Here is a 15,735-nt window from a genome sequence, read left to right as displayed (position 1 = left end):
GGCTGATCCTAGCCGTGATACGGGTGGACCGCCGGACCGTAGACTCGTCGTTCGATGAGCACCAGCGATCAGGTTCGCGCCATCCTGAGCGGCACCCGTCGCGCGTACCAGGGTGAACCGGCATACCGCGAGCGGCCCGACGTCTTCAATGAGCTGGACCGCATCGCCGGGCGGCTCAACCAACCGATCCGCATCGCGCTGGCGGGCACGCTCAAGGCCGGCAAGTCGACTCTGGTGAACGCGCTGGTCGGGGAGAACATCGCGCCCACCGATGCGACCGAGGCCACTCGCATCGTCACCTGGTTCCGGCACGGCCCGATCCCGAAGGTCACCGCCAACCACGCCGGCGGACGGCGCTCCAACGTACCGATCGCCCGCGACGGTGGACTGACCTTCGACTTTGGCCGCCTCGACGCCAACGACATCGTCGACCTCGACGTGGAGTGGCCGGCCGCCGAACTGATCGACGCGACGATCATCGACACGCCCGGCACGTCATCGTTGTCGCGCGATGTCTCCGAGCGCACCCTGCGGCTGTTGGTGCCCGAGGATGGAGTGCCGCGAGTCGACGCGGTGGTGTTCCTGCTGCGCACCCTCAATGCCGCGGACATCGCTCTGCTCAAACAGATCGGGGAGCTGGTCGGCGGATCCTCGGGTGCACTCGGGGTGATCGGGGTGGCATCCCGGGCCGACGAGATCGGCGCGGGCCGACTCGACGCGATGCTGTCGGCCAAGGACGTCGCGCAGCGATTCACCGGTGAACTGGATCGGACCGGCATCTGTCAGGCGGTCGTTCCGGTCTCGGGACTGTTGGCGCTGACCGCCCGGACCCTGCGGCAGAGCGAGTTCGCCGCGCTGGAGAAGCTGGCGGCGGTCGACGCCAACGAACTGAACAAGGCGATGCTCTCGGTTGACCGCTTCGTGCGCGAGGACAGTGCCCTGCCGGTGGACGCGCAGACCCGCGCGCAGATTTTGGACCGCTTCGGCATGTTCGGCCTGCGGATCTCGATCGCGGTGTTGCGGGCAGGCGTGGCAACGGATTCCGTCACCCTGGCCGACGAGCTGCTCGAGCGCAGCGGGCTGGTCGCGCTGCGCGACGTGATCGACCAGCAGTTCGCGCAGCGCTCCGAACTGCTCAAGGCGCACACCGCCCTGGTCTCGTTGCGCCGGTTCGTCGAGATGAACCCGATCACCGCGACGCCCTACATCATCGCTGACATCGACCCGCTGCTGGCCGACACGCACGCCTTCGAGGAACTCCGGCTACTCAGTCAACTACGTTCTCGGCCAACGACGTTGACCGACGACGAGATGGCCTCGCTGCGGCGGGTGATCGGCGGGTCGGGCACCGACGCGGCAAGCCGGCTGGGGCTGACCGCCGAAACGCTCGGCGACGGACCGCGGGCGGCCTTCGCTGCGGCGCAGCGCTGGCGTCGTCGCGCCGACCATCCACTGAACGACCCGTTCACCACCCGGGCGTGTCGCGCCGCGGTGCGCAGCGCCGAGGCGCTGGTCGCGATGTACGCCGCAGGCGGTTAGCCGCCGCCAGGCCGCGGGAAGCCCGGGATCGTCGGCAGCACCCGCTGCGTCGTGGTCACCGTCTCGGTCACCGTGCTCACCGAGGTCGACACCGATGTGCTCGTGCTGGTGCTGGTGCTCGTGCTGGTGCTGGTCGACGGCGGTTCGGTGGTCGTCGTGGTGGTCGGCGTGTCCGTCGTCGTGGCGGGGGCCTGGGTGGCAGTCGGGGATTCGGTCACCGTCTGGGTGACGCCCGGCTCAGGCACAACCGTCGCCGATGTCGCGGCCGTGGTCGAGGTCGTCGGCGAGGTCGTCGTCGTGGTCGCCGGGCCGGAGCCGTCGCTCCCGGTGAACTTCACGATCGCGTAGACCAGCAGAGCCAGGATGGCTGCGGTCAAGACTCCGAGGCCGACGAGCGCCGCAGGCTTGCGATACCAGGGGGTCGGCTCGGGCGGCGGCGGGTAGTCGCCGTACCCGGTCGGCGCTCCGAAACCAGATTGCTGGTAGTCGCTATATGCCTCGCCGCCGGTACCGCCGTAGTTTGCGTACTGGGTCGGGTCACTGTCGGAGTAGTTGTTCGGGTCGTCGGGGGATCCGTCGCGCGCCACGGGTTCAGATTCTAACTGTCAGCCGCTGCCCGGTTGATTGGGGAAGGCCGGGCGGTGGGTGGGACGGACGCTGATCTGTGGCGGCCTGGTCTGCGGGGTGGTCACGTTCGGGCGGCCGCCGTCGTTCTGCTGCGGATAACGGGGGTACCAGGTGCCCTGCGGTGGTGCCGGTGGCGGGCTCTCCGGGGGTGGTGGCGGCGGTGGTGGCGGCTCGGGTGGCTGCGAGCTGGTCAGCGCCGTGGTGGTCGGGGTGCTGCTGGAGGTCGACGGCGTGGCGGGGGACTGCTCTGAGCCATCGGAATCCAGGGCGACCAGGAGGACCGCTGCGACCAGGATCGCCACTCCGGCCACGCCGATCGCGGTGAGTGCCAGCGTCGCCTGCTTCTTGCGGTACCACGGCCGTTCCGGAAACCAGAACGCGTCGGGAGCGAACGGGTCGAAGCCGTCGTCGGCGGTGACCATCGGTAGCGCGGGATCCGTCGGCGGGTCGGTGTCGTCATCCGCACGCGCATCGGCGACAGGTGCCGACCCCGGATACGGCTGCTCCGGATAGGGCCCGAACGGGTCACCGAACGGGACGGGCGATGCCTCGTCGACATCCCCGGCGGGGTCGTGCTTCGCCACGGCTATCCATGCTAAACGGCCCGCCAGGGCCGAAGCAGCGTTCGGCAATCAGGCGAGTTGCGGGATCACCTCGGTGGCGAACAGTTCGACGTGGCCGATATCGGACATATCCAGCAGCTGGAGGTACACCCGCTGCACTCCAGCCTCGATGAACGGTCCCAGCCGGTCGACGATTTCACCGGGTGTGCCGACCAGCGGCGTGTTGGTCCGCAGCTCGTCGACCTCGCGGGAAATCGCCTGCGCACGCCGGCTGATCTCGGCGTCGTCCCGCCCGGCGCAGACCACGAACGCCGCGGAATACACGATGTCCTCGGGTGCGCGACCGGCGTCGCTCAGCGCAGCCCGCACCCGGGTGTACTGGGGTTCGACGAAGTCCAGGGCGGGAAACGCGAGGTTGTATTCGGAGCCGTACCGGGCGACCAGGGCGGGCGTTCGTTTGGGGCCGTTGCCGCCGATGACGATCGGCGGATGAGGATCTTGTACGGGTTTGGGCAGCGCGGGGGAATCTTTGACCGTGTAGTGGGTGCCGGCGTAGTCGAAGGTCTGGCCCGCCGGCGTCGTCCACATGCCGGTGATGATGTCGAGTTGTTCGCGCAGCCGCTCGAACCGTTCACCCAGCGGCGGGAATGGGATCGCGTAGGCGAGATGCTCCGCGTCGAACCAGCCTGCGCCGATACCGAGGTCGACCCGCCCTGAGCTCATCGCGTCGACCTGTGCCACCGAGATGGCGAGCGGTCCCGGATGGCGGAAGGTGGCGGAGGTGACGAGCGTGCCCAGCCTGATCGTGCTGGTCTCGCGGGCGATACCGGCCAGCGTGACCCACGAGTCGGTGGGGCCGGGCAGGCCGTCTCCGCTCATCGCCAGGTAGTGGTCGGAGCGGAAAAACGCTGAGTAGCCCAAAGATTCGGCGGCCTGGGCCACCGCAAGCTGATCGGTGTAGGTGGCACCTTGCTGGGGTTCGACGAAGACGCGGAAGTCCATATCGCCCAGCTTAGAAAACCTGAGCCCCTTGTGTGCCGACGACCATTCCGTGCCCGGTGCCGTCGTTGGTGAAGCGGGTCCCGTCGCTGCGGGCGTCGATCGTCCAGCCGACTGCGTGATAGGTCGCGTAGTCGAGCGTGGTGGTGGGGATGTCGCCGAGGTTGCCGAGGATCCAGCGCAGGTTGCCTCCGGCGGTCACTTCGACGCCGTTGGCAGGGGTGCCGTTGATGGCGGGTGCGTTCGTGAAGTTCGATTCGCAGCCGACCGACTCCGAGTTGAGCTGGCAGCGGGTCTGGCCGGACTTGGTTTCGATGTAGACGTAGCCGGTGTCGCTGGGCGGCAGGGTCTGGCCGCCCGGGTTGGGCACCGAGGGCGAGGGGGTCGGCGACGACGTCGGCAGCGGCGTGGACACGGTCGGCTTGCTGGTGGGGAAACTCGGCTCTGCGCCCGGTCCGCAGCCCGGGCATCGGGCCGCGCCGTCGGTGGTGGAGCTGCACCCGGCAGCAGCGCCGGCAGCCACCAGCCACACCACCGCCACACCGGCCTTCATGCCGTTGGATATCCGCACGCCGAACTCCTGCCGTCGAGTGTCAGGGTACGCATGCAGTGACGCAAGTGACTCCAGTGACTCGCGGGGTGCGTTCGATCGCCGGTGCGATCTCGGAACCCGCGGCCCGCGATCGGGCTAGATTCGATGCAGCGATGAAAGGGTGCGTCCATGACCGACACCGGCCGCCTGTTGTTCAACCCGAACACCTACGACCCGAAACAATTCGATCCCGGGACGCGGCGCCAGCTCACCGCGCTGATCGGGTGGTTCGAGGAGCGTGGCAAGACGCGCCTGCTCCAAGACGACCACGACGCGGTATGGGTGTCGGACTTCCTCGAGTTCGTCGGCAAGGAGCGGATCTTCGCGACGTTCCTGACCCCGTCTGAATTCGGACTCGGGGATGACAACAAACGTTGGGATACCTCCCGCAACGCCGCGCTCAGCGAGATCCTCGGCTTCTACGGCCTGGCGTACTGGTACGCCGAACAGGTGACCATCCTCGGGCTGGGTCCAATCTGGCAGAGCGACAACATCAAAGCGAAGGAGCGGGCCGCCGCGCAGCTCGACGCCGGCGGTGTGATGGCCTTCGCGTTGTCCGAACGCGAGCACGGTGCCGACATCTACGACACCGACATGATTCTCACGCCGGCCGACGAGGATGGTCTGGCCTTCCGGGCCAGCGGCGAGAAGTACTACATCGGCAACGGCAACGTGGCCGGCATGGTGTCGGTGTTCTCCCGCCGGGCCGACGTCGAAGGTCCCGACGGCTACGTGTGGTTCGTCGCGGACAGCGCGCACCCGGCGTACGAGCTGATCGGCAACGTCGTTCGCGGCCAGATGTACGTCAGTACGTTCGCGTTGCACGACTATCCGGTGCGTGAGGAAGACATCTTGTGCACTGGGCCGGAAGCCTTCTCGGTGGCGCTCAATACCGTGAACGTCGGAAAGTTCAACCTGTGCACCGCCTCGATCGGGATGTGTGAGCACGCGTTCTACGAGGCGATCACCCACGCCAACAACCGAATTCTGTACGGCAACCCGGTCACCGACTTCCCGCACGTGCAGGCCGGGCTGGTCGAGGCTTATGCCCGGCTGGTGGCGATGAAATTGTTCAGCGACCGCGCGATCGACTACTTCCGCAGCGCCAGTCTCGAGGACCGCCGGTATCTGTTGTTCAACCCGGCGACAAAGGCGAAGGTGACGTCGGAGGGTGAGAAGGTGGTGGTCCAGCTGTGGGACATCATGGCCGCCAAGGGTTTCGAACGTGACACCTACTTCACTCAGGTCACCCGTCTGATCGGTGCGCTACCGCGGCTGGAAGGCACGGTGCACGTCAACGTCGCCCAGATCCTCAAGTTCATGCCCAACTATCTGCTCAACCCGGCGGACTATCCCGAGATCGGTACCCGCGACGACCCTGCCGACGACGTGTTCTTCTGGGCGCAGGGCCCGGCGCGCGGCGCCTCCAAGGTGCAGTTCGCCGACTGGGTGCCGGTGTTCGAAAGTGCCTCCGCAATACCGAATGTGGCCCGCTTCCTCGAGCAGGCACGGGCGCTGCAGCAGTTGCTGCTCACCGCCGCGCCCGACGCCGAGCAACAGAAGGACCTCGACTTCATGCTCGTCATCGGTCACCTGTTCACCCTGGTGGTGTACGGGCAGCTGATTCTGGAGCAGGCACGGCTGCGCGGCATCGATCGGGATCTGGTGGACCAGATCTTCGACGTACAGGTGCGGGACTTCTCGGCATACGCAGTTGCGCTGCATGGCAAGGTGAATTCGACTCCGGCGCAACAGGAGTGGGCGCTTGGTGCGGTGCGTAAACCCGTCACTGATGCCGAGCGTTTCGATCGGGTGTGGGCGCAGGTCAAAGCGTATGACGGCGCGTATGCGATGCGGCCGTAGCGTGCTCGCCGAGTGAAGTGAATTGTCGGTGGCCGCGCTATATCCTGCCGGTACGGCTCGTTACGGGTGGGAGATGCAATGGGTGACGAATTGAAGGTCGACATCGACGGCTTGTCGGCCGGCAGCTCGAAAATGGCCGAGAAGTCGGCCGAGTTGGCAGCGGCCCACGGCCAGTCTGTCGGCAGTGTCGGCGCGGCACAGAGCGGTTGGGTGGGGTCCTCGGCGCAGGCACTGTCGTCGCTGACCGATCACTGGAACACGTTGACGGACAAGCACACTGCCGCCCTGGATCATCAGGCGACCGGTATGGACACCAGCGCCAAGATGTTCGACTATATGGAGAAGCGCAACGCTGAGAAGCTGAAGGCTGTCGGCGAACAGGCCGACGCGCAGACGATGTAGCGCTACTGGGATTCGAGCGGCCAGCCGGGATAGCTGGGCAGCGTGGGGAAGTCGGAGCGGGGATGCTCTCCGGTGGTGAGGAATTGTCGACGTTCCACGGGTTCCGGCGCGAGCGTCACGCAAGCAGCGAGGTCTTGCTGGTATTCCGGCCATTGAGTGCCGGGGCCGACCGTGTCCGACGGCGCTGAGTTTGACAGGCGTCCGACGACACGCCAGTTATCGAACACATCTAACGATGGGTATCGGGAGGGTCCACTTTGGGGACGCGTAGTCGGCGGGGGACTGCCCACCGATGTCGTGAGGCGCACTCGCTGGACGCCTACACCCGTTTGGGGGCCTCGCCATGAGCCGAGTGCTTGATAACTAGCCTCAGCGCTTTGAGTGGCGATTCCCCAGTCCCATGTGCACATCACCGTGGTGACCCCTTGCCCATCGTCCGCAACTCGTAGAACGTGGAGACGGCTCGAACCCACTTCGGGACTTTCCTTCGGGAAGCCGAGTTCGGGCCACAGATGCAGCGAGTAGTGCGAATATTCCGCCGGTTTCTCGCGCTCTACCGCGTGATCGAATCCGGGGTAGAGGTAGTCATTGCTACCCGAGGTTTCTCCGAGCACCAGCGATTCGAAATACGCGCGCAAGGTGACAATTGGTTGTGCGAGAAGGTCTATCCCTGGCTCTGCACTCCAAACGAAGGTGGATTCGGAGAGCACGGCGGGCCAGCGCTCGGACTGCTTGGTCGGCGGGGTGGCGGTCGTATTGTCGCACCCACTGATGACTGTGGATGTGAGGGCGGCTATTGCCGTTAGTCTTCGAAAACCGCTGCATCGGATCATTTTGGTTCCGTCGTTTCAGTGACTGCGTTGTAGCGGCTTGACATCTGCGCGTCTATGTCCTGATAGAGGTCACGACCGGTCGTCGCGACCAAGGCTGCCCGAATGGCATCGTTGTACTCGCTGGGTGAAAGCGTCCCGCGGCCTCGCTGATCATGGGCGACCTCACGCACGTGGTTCGCGCGAGTGGTGGCAGCTGCGGCCACCGCGCGTATCGATCCCGGAATCCACCTTTCCAGATCCGTCAGCGAAATCCCCACACTCAGCAAACTTACCGGAGTGGGGCGGTGAGGCAATTCACTTCGAGAAGCTACGGAACTTTCGCAGATACGGCACCAACCGTCGGGCCGGAACCGGGCCCGGCCAGTCATCGGAACGGAAATAGGCGTCAGACCCGCCATCGACGAAAACGACACTGCCACAGAGGAAATCCGCGGAATCGGACAGCATGAAGACCACCCACTCGGCCAGATGCCCGGCGTCGCCGAAACCGCCGATCGGTACCGGGAACGAATTGATGGCCTTGGCCTCAGCCGGGGTGGACAGCTGCTTCTCCAGCAGTGGCGTCAGGATGGCGCCCGGAGCGAGGGCATTGAGGCGGATCCCGGCGCCGGCCCAGTCGCGGGTCACCGCGTGACGGCGTACCCAGCGGCTCAGCGCCACCTTTGACGCGCCGTATGCCATCGACGACGCGGCGCGACCGAAGATGCGCAGGGCCCGAGCGGCCTTGTCGCCGTCACCGACCAGCAACGCCCGGATCGCGCGGGCTGGTATCGCCGGCATGGTGGTCGTCGAATTGCTGGAGAACGCCACGACTTTGGCGCGTTCACCGGCGGCCAGCGCCGGCCGCCACGCCTGCAGCAGTTCGACGACGCCGAAGTAGTTGACCTCGAGGATGCGGCGTGGCTGATCCCGACCCGGAGTCGGTCCGACGCCGGCCGCCAGCACCGCACCGTCAAGGCGTCCACCGCAGGCGGCCAGGACGGCGTCAGCGGCCGTACGGCGACCGGCCGGAGTGGACAGATCGGCCACCACATCGGCGGGCTGGACGTCCACCCCGATCACGGTGTGCCCGTTGGCCCGCAGCCGCTCAGCGACTGCCCGGCCCATGCCCGATGCGGAGCCGGTGACGACGTAGGTACTCATCGGAGTGAGTATGGCCTACCGGTGCCGTGTGGTCAGGCCACCAACACCGAGGGCTCGTTCTGTGTCGCACCGGCAGGTGGATCCTGCGGGTAACCCTTCGCGAAGATGTCCACCCCGGTCATCCAGGCCACCAGTTCGGCGAGCGCGCTGGTGGCTGCGATCGACACATTCCCAAGGACCTGAACCACCACCTGCGACACCGCGGCGAGCTGGCTGATCAGGAAGACGTTCTGGTCGACGATCCCCTGCAGCGTGGCAGTCAGACTGGTGATCCCGCCGTCCAGGAAGTACGGGATGCTCGCGAAGATCGTCCGCACGCTCAGCGCGACGTTGGTTTGGATGTCCGGCCACCCGTTGCGCGCGATCGCGTCTTTGAGCGCCTGCTGGAGGTCGTTGGGGGTGACCGAACTCGAACCCAGCGTCGTCAGCGACACCCCGTTGGATCCCGGCGGCGGGGGAGCGCCGAACAGGTCCAGGACGGTCGGGGTGACGTCGACGATCGAGTAGGCCAGATTCATCTGCCCTGCGGTGAAGCCGGCGCCGTTGGCGATGACCCAGGTGGAGGTCTCGTCGGGGGACTGGAAGCCGTGTCCGAAGCCCAGTTGCGGTTGATGGCCGTGATCGGTGACCACGATGACCGTCCAGTTCTCGCCGGAGTTGTTGACCGCGTCCATGATCGCGCCGAGGTTCTCGTCAGTGCGGTGGATGGCATCAGCGTATTGCTGTGAGCCACCACCGAATTGGTGCCCGGCCTCGTCGACCTGCACCAGATAGGAAAACAGGAAGTTCGGGGGCTCACCGCTCTGGATCGCCGCGACGGTCTGGGCGGTCACCTCGGCGTCGGTCAGTGACCAGTTGGAGTCACCGGGGACCTGCGGAACCAGCACCGGCGTGTCGACGGGGTAGAGGCCGGCCTTGGCGATGTCGGTGATCACGCTCCAGTCCGCGATCGCCATGGTGTCGATCTCGGAGTTGTAGGCCTCGAGCTGATTGAAGACGGTCGGCCACTTCATATAGGTGTCGGCGGTGAAGAGGTTGTTGATCACGCCGGTCTGGTTGTCCCACGCTCCGGTGAGGATTGCGGTCCACGACGGGTTGGAGATCGTGGTGTGGCCGACGATCGACGCGATGCCGGTGGTGCTGGCGTTCATCAGGCTGACGAAGTTCACGTTCAGGTCGGGCTGGGCGAGGATCCGCCGCATGTTGGTGCCGTCGACGCCGATCACCAGCACGTGAGTGTTGGTCGGGTCGGCGACGTTGTTGGTGACGACGACGGCCGACGCACTGATGTTGCGGTCCCGGTAGGAATAGGCGGTGCTCTTGGCGCCGGCGGGCGGAGCAGGCAACGGCGGCAGCGGCAGCGCTGGGAGCTTCGGAAGTGCGAGCGCCGCCGCGACTTTCAGTGGCGCGATGGTTGCGGCGGTCCGCTTCGCCGTGGGGGCAGCGACGGATGCGGTCGGTGCCTGTGTCCGCTTCGGACCGGTGACCGCACTGCCGCCCTTCGCCGCCGGCTTGCGTGAACGGGCGGTCGACGCCGACGACGACGCAGAGGTGCCGCGCGACGCGCTCTGCGAATCGGATGACCCGGTATCCGCCGAAGCCACCGCAGTCGCCACCGCCGAGCCGGCCCCGGCGACCACACCGGCGACCGCAACTCCCAGACACACCTGCTTGATCGTCGTCATGCTTCCCCGATCTCTTGCCCACAGTTATTGCACAGCTGTCGCACAGACTAGATCTGCGACGCAACCCCGCATGGCGTTTCGGCGACGCCGTTACGATTCGTCCGGTGGACGTCGACGTCATGACCACTGCGCTGCCGCTGGGAGAAATCGGCAGCCTCGCCCAACGCACTCAGGCCGCCGGCTTCTCCGGCATGCTCTTCACCGAGACCGGCCGGACGCCGTATCTCAACGCCGCGGTGGCATCGCAAGCTGCGCCGGGACTCCAGCTCTCGACCGGTGTCGCGGTGGCGTTTCCGCGCAGCCCGTTCATCACGGCAGCGACCGCGTGGGAATTGCAGGAGGGAAGCGGGGGACGCTTCCGGCTGGGGTTGGGCACCCAGGTTCGCACCCACGTCGTGCGGCGCTATGGCACCCAGTTCGAACGTCCCGGGCCGCGACTGCGCGACTATGTGCTGGCCGTCAAGGCCTGCTTTACCGCGTTCCGCACCGGCACCCTCGATCACCACGGCGAGTTCTACAACCTGGACTTCATCACGCCGCAGTGGAGTGCCGGGCCCATCGACGAGCCCGACCCGAAGGTCGACATCGCGGCGGTGAACCCCTGGATGCTTCGGATGGCCGGTGAGGTGGCCGACGGCGTGCACGTCCACCCGATCGGAGAGCCCGGCTACATCGCCCGCCATGTGGTGCCCAAAGTCGCTGAGGGCGCGGCGAAATCAGGGCGCTCGGCGTCCGACATCGCGCTGATCGTGCCGGTGATGACCATCGTCGGCGACACCGAGGAGGAGCGCGCGGCCGAGCGGGAGCGGGTGCGGTTCTCCATGAGCTTCTACGGCAGCACCCCCAACTATGCGTTCATCTGGGATGAGGCCGGCTTCGACGGCACCACCGCCCGCATCCGGGAGAAGCAGAAGGCCGGCGACGTCAACGGGATGGCTGCGCAGATCACCGACGACCACATCGCCACGTTCGCCACCGAATCGACCTGGGACGGGCTGGCCGGCGCGCTGGCCGAGCGATACGGCGAGACCGCAACCCGCATCGTGCTCTACAACGCGCTGGGGGATCCGGAGCGTTTCGAGCGCTACGGCGAGGTGGCGCGACAACTGTCGCAACGTACCGCGCCGGAGCGTCCGGCGCGGTAACCTGCCGCCATGCCGGCGTGGATGTGCCTGTGAGTACGCATCTTGCGGTCATCGCGACGCTCGCACTCGCGTTGTTGTTCAGCCCCGAGACGCTGGTGCTCGGACTGGTGGTCGCCAGCGACAAGAAAGTTCCTCGACAGGCGACCTTGGCGTTCTCCGGAGGTGCCGTCGTCGGCATCGCGTTCGCCACCGGCATCGGTGTCGGTGTCGCCGCGCTGACCGGGGCGCCGGCCTCCGGCGCCGACCACGGCTCATGGCCGGGTTTTATCGTCCGGCTTCTGATCGCGGCCGCGCTGCTGGCGATCGGCATCCGCCGCGCGACCGGTGCACTCCGACACAAGCCGATCACGGACGTGTCCAAGCCCGAGCACCGTCCCGGCAAGTTGCGGACCCGGCTCACTGCGCGTTTCCCGGGGCTTGATCCGAAGGCGGATCTGCCTGACCATCAACGGATCACCCGCGCCGCGATGGCCGGCTTCGCGGTGTGCGGTCTGCACCCGAAGGTCTTTCCGATCGCGATCGCCGCGGGCCATCAGATCCTGCAGATCGGTGACCGCCCCGAACGTGCGCTCGGCGCTGTGATTTTCGCGGTCATCGCCGTAGTGCCCGCGCTGACGCCGACGGTCATCGAGATGGTTCGACCGGGTGCCGCCGACCGGATCAAGGAGGGATACGAGCGCGTCATGAAGGTGCATGGCCGCTGGATTGTCGCGGTGCTACTGCTGGCCGCGGCCCTGTTCGTCGGCCACGGTGCCTTCGAGCACATGCCGAAGCACTGATGTGAATCTCGGGTCCGGCGAGGCCAGTTCGGCGCGCCTGGGTGGGCTGCTCAGCGGTGTCCTGCTGACCCAGATTGCCAACAGCGCAGTGCATTTGGCGCAACCCCTGCTCGTCGCCGACTTGTCAGGATCATTGGGCACCGCCGCGTTCTTCTCCGCATTCGGCACCGCCCTGCACATGGTGGGCACCTACCTCGGTGGCTGGCCGACCGAGCGGTTCGGGGCGCGGCGTGTGCTGGCGGTGTCGACGCTGCTGCGCGGCGTTGTGCTGGCCGGCATACCCGCTGCGATGGCATTCGGCTTGGCGACCCTGACGTGGGTGATGGTGTGTTACAGCGCCGAAGCGCTGATCCGCGGATACGTCGACACCTCCGTGCACACGATTCCACTCGAACTCGCCGGCCATCGTCCGCAGCTGCTGGACAGAATCAACTCCCGCTATGAGTTGGCGTTCGAGGTCGGTGCTGTCGTCGGGCCACTCATGCTCAGCGGGCTGATGGTCTTCTCAGCCGAAATCGTGTCGCACATCGTTATTCCGGTCGGATTCGCGCTGTCGGCGGCATGCTATCTGCTGATCCCTGAGCGTCCGGCCATTCCCGTCGAAGATCGCAACCACGCTCACGGCGGGGCATGGGCGGGGGTGAAGTACATCCTCAAGAACCGGTACCTGCTGATGGTGGTCGTCGGTCTGATGCTGTTCCACCTCTACGAATTACGCAAGGACCTGAGCGCGTTCTTCGCCAAAGGCCTTCTGCACCAACCGCACATGGCCGGTCACGTCGGATCGGCCTTCGCCCTCGGCGGGGTGGCGGGCGCACTGCTGTATGCGGTCACGGTGCGCCGCGGCTCCGGGCGCGGGTGGATGTTCGCGGGAGTGGGCGGGACGTTGCTTCTCGCGGTCGGCTGGATGCCGGTGAACCTGTGGATCATGGTGGTGGCGGTCTTCCTGTTCGGCGTCAGCAACGTCTGCGCCCGGTTGGTTCTGACGCGCTGGCGACAGGAGCTGACCCCGCTCGAACACGCGGGCGGTGTCACCGCCGCATCCGAGTTCGGCAGGACGGCAGCCTCGGTTGGGGTGGACAGCCTGGTCGGCGGTGCGTTCACCGCTGGCGCCACCGCTTACGGGTCGTTCGGCATCGTGGGCGCTGCGCTGGGCGTCTTCGCCCTCGCCCAGCTGGCGTTGGCGCGTGCGCTGAAACGCCTGCCCGGCAACGAGATACCGGCGGAGCGCGACAGCTAGGCCGCGTTGACGGTAATGGAAGACGGGTCGACGGTCGGCAGTGACAGTTCCAGGTTCGACACGGTGACCGAGCCCAGCGCTCCGACCGCGCGGTAGGAGGCCGACGACCCGAACACCTGCAGGGTGACCTTCTGGCCGGGTTTGAGTGTCTGGGCCACCATCTCGAGGTCGACGTCGGCGACGCGCTCGGTGCCGTCCAGGGTCACCTTGATCGGGGTCACCTGATTGCCCAGCACCTGCCCGGTGGAGTTGTCGACGAGCTGGGCGTAGAGGTGATCTCCACTGCCGGTGCCGGAATAGGTGAAACTCAGGTGCGGTGCGCCGACGACGTAGGTGGTGGAGGTGACGGCCGGCGTCGTGTAGTTCAGCGCATCGATGGCCCGCGACGATCCGATCGGCACCACGCCGAACAGGCCGCCGGCCCCCAGGAACGGCACCAGCGGCAAGGTCCGGGTCTTGGTGCTGGACACCAACACCGGATCGCTCGGCGTCAAATCGTAGGAGGCGGACGAAAGATGTTGGCCCCGTTGGTCAACCCACTCGAACTGCGGGCCGGTCTGCACCGCCGCATCCTCTTTGACGTAGTGATCGAGCCACTCCAGGGTGCGCTTCTGGACCAGCACACCGCCGGTGTTGAACAGGTCGTTGGTGCACAGGCCGTGGCCGCCACAGAACCAGATCACCTTGGTGTCGACGTTGTTGCCGATCAGCGCCAATGCGTTGGCGTTGGCCTCCTGCAACGTGAACAGGGTGTCGACGGTCCCCTCGATCAACAGTGTGGGGGCGGTGATCTTGCTGAGAAGATCTGTCGGGAGCCCGGGTCCGCGTTCCTCCAGCAGCGCCACGTCTGCAGGCGTCAGATGTCCGGTCAGATCGCCGTAGATGGTGGCGGGAATGATCTTCGGATTGGTGCGGGCCAGCGTGAGGACCAGCACGGTCGACAGCAACGTTCCCCAGCCGCTCTTGAACGACTGAGCCTTGTAGAGCGAGCTGGTCAGGCTGTTCCAGGCGATGGTCGGCACGATCGCGTCGACGCGGTGATCGGTTGCCGCCGTGACCAATTGGATGCCACCGCCGTAGGACGCGCCGACCATACCCATGCGGGGGTCGAGGTCGGACGGTTGGCCGTCCAGCTTGACCTCCGGCTGACTGGCGACCCAGCTGATGATCGCCGATACGTCGCGGGCCTCGTAGTCCGGCGAGTCGATCTGCAGCTGGCCGCCCGAACTGTATTCACCGCGGGGGTCCCACGTCACGACGTTGTAGCCGGCCTTGCGCAGGGCGAGGATGCTCGGCATGCCCAGGGCGTTGGTGAGAACGCCGTCGACGACGCTGCCGTCGATGCTCGTCTGGCCGGGCATGCCCAATCCGGGTCCGTAGAAGATCGTCGGCGCCTGGGTGCCTTCCTGCAGCCCGGACGCGGGCATGAAGTGGACGTAGATCTGGGTGCCGTCGAACGAGACCACCTTGACGTCGCGAGGTTGTGCGGCATTGGGCGATGCCCCCGGGTGCACCGGATAGCCGAACAGCGGGTGGAGCACGTCGCCGAAGACCGGGATCTGGTGGATGAACGCCACGATCGGGGTGAACAGGACCGGACCCAGGACCGGGATGTGTTGCAGGAACGCCAATGGCGCGGTCTGCGGGATAGCCACCACCGGAGTGGGGATGGCGGGTACATCGGCGGTCGCCGCCGTCGTGGTCGCCGCGGCCACGGTGCGTTGGGTCTGGGTGGTGGCCTGCGCTTCGCGGCGGGAGGCGGCCGCCAACACCAGCGTTACCGGGGAATCGACCGGGGCGGTCGGATCGTCGGTCACAGTGCGGGTGGCGGTGGCCGTTGCCGTCGTTCGCGGTGTGATCAGCGACCGAACGGTCGCCCGGGAGTTGGCTTTGGTTGCGGCCGTGCCGGAGTCGGCGGTGGCTTTCCTCGCGCTCTTCGCGACCCCGCTGTGTTGTGCCGAGGAGTGCGGGCCGGCGGCGCTGGCCGACGACGAATCCGAACCACCAGCGGGCGCAGCCGCCGCCTGTCCGGCTCCGGCGGCGATCGCGACGCCGATCCCCAGCGCTACCGCAAGCCCACCGATACGACCGACAAACGCCCCTGCACCCATTCGTCTATAAGTAGCGTGGCGTGCCGGGTGTGTCTGGCGGTTGGCCCAACCTGTGACAAGTCTGACGACGTCGTCAAAAGTTGTGGGCACGAGGTCGAGATCGACGCTGGCGCGAGGAAGTGTGAGAGGCGGCCACGCTGGCGTCGATCTCGGCGTCGACAGACCGACTATCGCCCGCGCGCGGGGCGCCATAAAATTCGGTGATCCGTACGGA

The 15,735-nt window shown here is 66.6% G+C and carries 14 protein-coding genes; 6 read left to right on the top strand and 8 right to left on the bottom strand.

Going from position 1 to position 15,735, the window contains the following annotated elements:
• Window positions 1-54: 54 nt before the first annotated feature.
• The gene (locus G6N32_RS25515; RefSeq protein ID WP_115318352.1) at window positions 55-1,539 is read left to right on the top strand and encodes a dynamin family protein; all 1,485 of its coding nucleotides are present in this window, start codon (window positions 55-57) and stop codon (window positions 1,537-1,539) included.
• On the opposite strand, the gene G6N32_RS25510 is transcribed toward G6N32_RS25515, so the two are convergent.
• The 4 genes from G6N32_RS25510 to G6N32_RS25495 are packed head-to-tail and all read right to left on the bottom strand — an operon-like array spanning window position 1,536 to window position 4,299.
• Window positions 1,536-2,126, bottom strand: a complete 591-nt coding sequence (locus G6N32_RS25510) for a hypothetical protein (protein ID WP_115318353.1) — start codon at window positions 2,124-2,126, stop codon at window positions 1,536-1,538. The two genes, G6N32_RS25515 and G6N32_RS25510, sit on opposite strands and share 4 nt — an antisense overlap.
• A gap of 18 nt (window positions 2,127-2,144) precedes the next feature.
• A complete protein-coding gene (locus G6N32_RS25505; protein WP_115318354.1) occupies window positions 2,145-2,750 on the bottom strand; it encodes a hypothetical protein in 606 nt (201 codons plus the stop codon).
• Between the two features lie 48 nt (window positions 2,751-2,798).
• On the bottom strand, window positions 2,799-3,731 hold the full coding sequence (locus G6N32_RS25500; protein ID WP_115318355.1) for an LLM class F420-dependent oxidoreductase: 933 nt from the start codon (window positions 3,729-3,731) through the stop codon (window positions 2,799-2,801).
• Window positions 3,732-3,741: 10 nt separating this feature from the next.
• Window positions 3,742-4,299: a hypothetical protein gene (locus G6N32_RS25495; RefSeq protein ID WP_115318356.1), complete on the bottom strand. Its 558-nt coding sequence runs from the start codon at window positions 4,297-4,299 to the stop codon at window positions 3,742-3,744.
• 150 nt (window positions 4,300-4,449) lie between these two features.
• Here G6N32_RS25495 and G6N32_RS25490 point away from each other — a divergent pair, with 150 nt between their 5' ends.
• Both G6N32_RS25490 and G6N32_RS25485 read left to right on the top strand, forming a co-directional pair.
• Window positions 4,450-6,183, top strand: coding sequence for an acyl-CoA dehydrogenase family protein (locus tag G6N32_RS25490; protein ID WP_115318357.1), 1,734 nt, complete (start codon window positions 4,450-4,452; stop codon window positions 6,181-6,183).
• Between the two features lie 78 nt (window positions 6,184-6,261).
• Window positions 6,262-6,585: a WXG100 family type VII secretion target gene (locus G6N32_RS25485; protein WP_115318358.1), complete on the top strand. Its 324-nt coding sequence runs from the start codon at window positions 6,262-6,264 to the stop codon at window positions 6,583-6,585.
• An 829-nt stretch (window positions 6,586-7,414) separates the two neighbouring features.
• Here G6N32_RS25485 and G6N32_RS25480 read toward each other — a convergent pair.
• From G6N32_RS25480 to G6N32_RS25470, 3 genes are read right to left on the bottom strand one after another with little or no spacing between them, the layout of a single operon-like run.
• On the bottom strand, window positions 7,415-7,675 hold the full coding sequence (locus G6N32_RS25480; RefSeq protein WP_147291981.1) for a hypothetical protein: 261 nt from the start codon (window positions 7,673-7,675) through the stop codon (window positions 7,415-7,417).
• Between the two features lie 37 nt (window positions 7,676-7,712).
• Window positions 7,713-8,561 carry an SDR family oxidoreductase gene (locus G6N32_RS25475; RefSeq protein WP_115318359.1) on the bottom strand — a complete coding sequence of 283 codons (849 nt, stop codon included), beginning with the start codon at window positions 8,559-8,561 and terminating at the stop codon, window positions 7,713-7,715.
• 32 nt (window positions 8,562-8,593) lie between these two features.
• Entirely contained in the window at window positions 8,594-10,246 is a 1,653-nt protein-coding gene (locus G6N32_RS25470; RefSeq protein ID WP_115318360.1) for an alkaline phosphatase family protein, read from the bottom strand.
• A gap of 104 nt (window positions 10,247-10,350) precedes the next feature.
• Here G6N32_RS25470 and G6N32_RS25465 point away from each other — a divergent pair, with 104 nt between their 5' ends.
• From G6N32_RS25465 to G6N32_RS25455, 3 genes are read left to right on the top strand one after another with little or no spacing between them, the layout of a single operon-like run.
• On the top strand, window positions 10,351-11,391 hold the full coding sequence (locus G6N32_RS25465; protein WP_115318361.1) for a TIGR03617 family F420-dependent LLM class oxidoreductase: 1,041 nt from the start codon (window positions 10,351-10,353) through the stop codon (window positions 11,389-11,391).
• A gap of 29 nt (window positions 11,392-11,420) precedes the next feature.
• Complete coding sequence (locus tag G6N32_RS25460) at window positions 11,421-12,170, top strand: GAP family protein (RefSeq protein WP_163789455.1); 750 nt, start codon at window positions 11,421-11,423, stop codon at window positions 12,168-12,170.
• 1 nt (window position 12,171) lies between these two features.
• On the top strand, window positions 12,172-13,410 hold the full coding sequence (locus tag G6N32_RS25455) for an MFS transporter (protein ID WP_163789453.1): 1,239 nt from the start codon (window positions 12,172-12,174) through the stop codon (window positions 13,408-13,410).
• On the opposite strand, the gene G6N32_RS25450 is transcribed toward G6N32_RS25455, so the two are convergent.
• Entirely contained in the window at window positions 13,407-15,521 is a 2,115-nt protein-coding gene (locus G6N32_RS25450) for a CocE/NonD family hydrolase (RefSeq protein ID WP_115318364.1), read from the bottom strand. The genes G6N32_RS25455 and G6N32_RS25450 overlap by 4 nt on opposite strands.
• Window positions 15,522-15,735 lie beyond the last annotated feature (214 nt).

The sequence above is a fragment of the Mycolicibacterium aichiense genome, assembly GCF_010726245.1.
Lineage (GTDB): Bacteria > Actinomycetota > Actinomycetes > Mycobacteriales > Mycobacteriaceae > Mycobacterium > Mycobacterium aichiense.
This window is presented reverse-complemented; position numbering and strand designations above follow the sequence as displayed.

Coding starts and splice junctions, on each gene's coding strand:
- G6N32_RS25515 (WP_115318352.1), top strand. CDS start 55: ATGAGCACCAGCGATCAGGTTCGCGCCATCCTGAGCGGCACCCGTCGC.
- G6N32_RS25500 (WP_115318355.1), bottom strand. CDS start 3,731: ATGGACTTCCGCGTCTTCGTCGAACCCCAGCAAGGTGCCACCTACACC.
- G6N32_RS25490 (WP_115318357.1), top strand. CDS start 4,450: ATGACCGACACCGGCCGCCTGTTGTTCAACCCGAACACCTACGACCCG.
- G6N32_RS25485 (WP_115318358.1), top strand. CDS start 6,262: ATGGGTGACGAATTGAAGGTCGACATCGACGGCTTGTCGGCCGGCAGC.
- G6N32_RS25475 (WP_115318359.1), bottom strand. CDS start 8,561: ATGAGTACCTACGTCGTCACCGGCTCCGCATCGGGCATGGGCCGGGCA.
- G6N32_RS25470 (WP_115318360.1), bottom strand. CDS start 10,246: ATGACGACGATCAAGCAGGTGTGTCTGGGAGTTGCGGTCGCCGGTGTG.
- G6N32_RS25450 (WP_115318364.1), bottom strand. CDS start 15,521: ATGGGTGCAGGGGCGTTTGTCGGTCGTATCGGTGGGCTTGCGGTAGCG.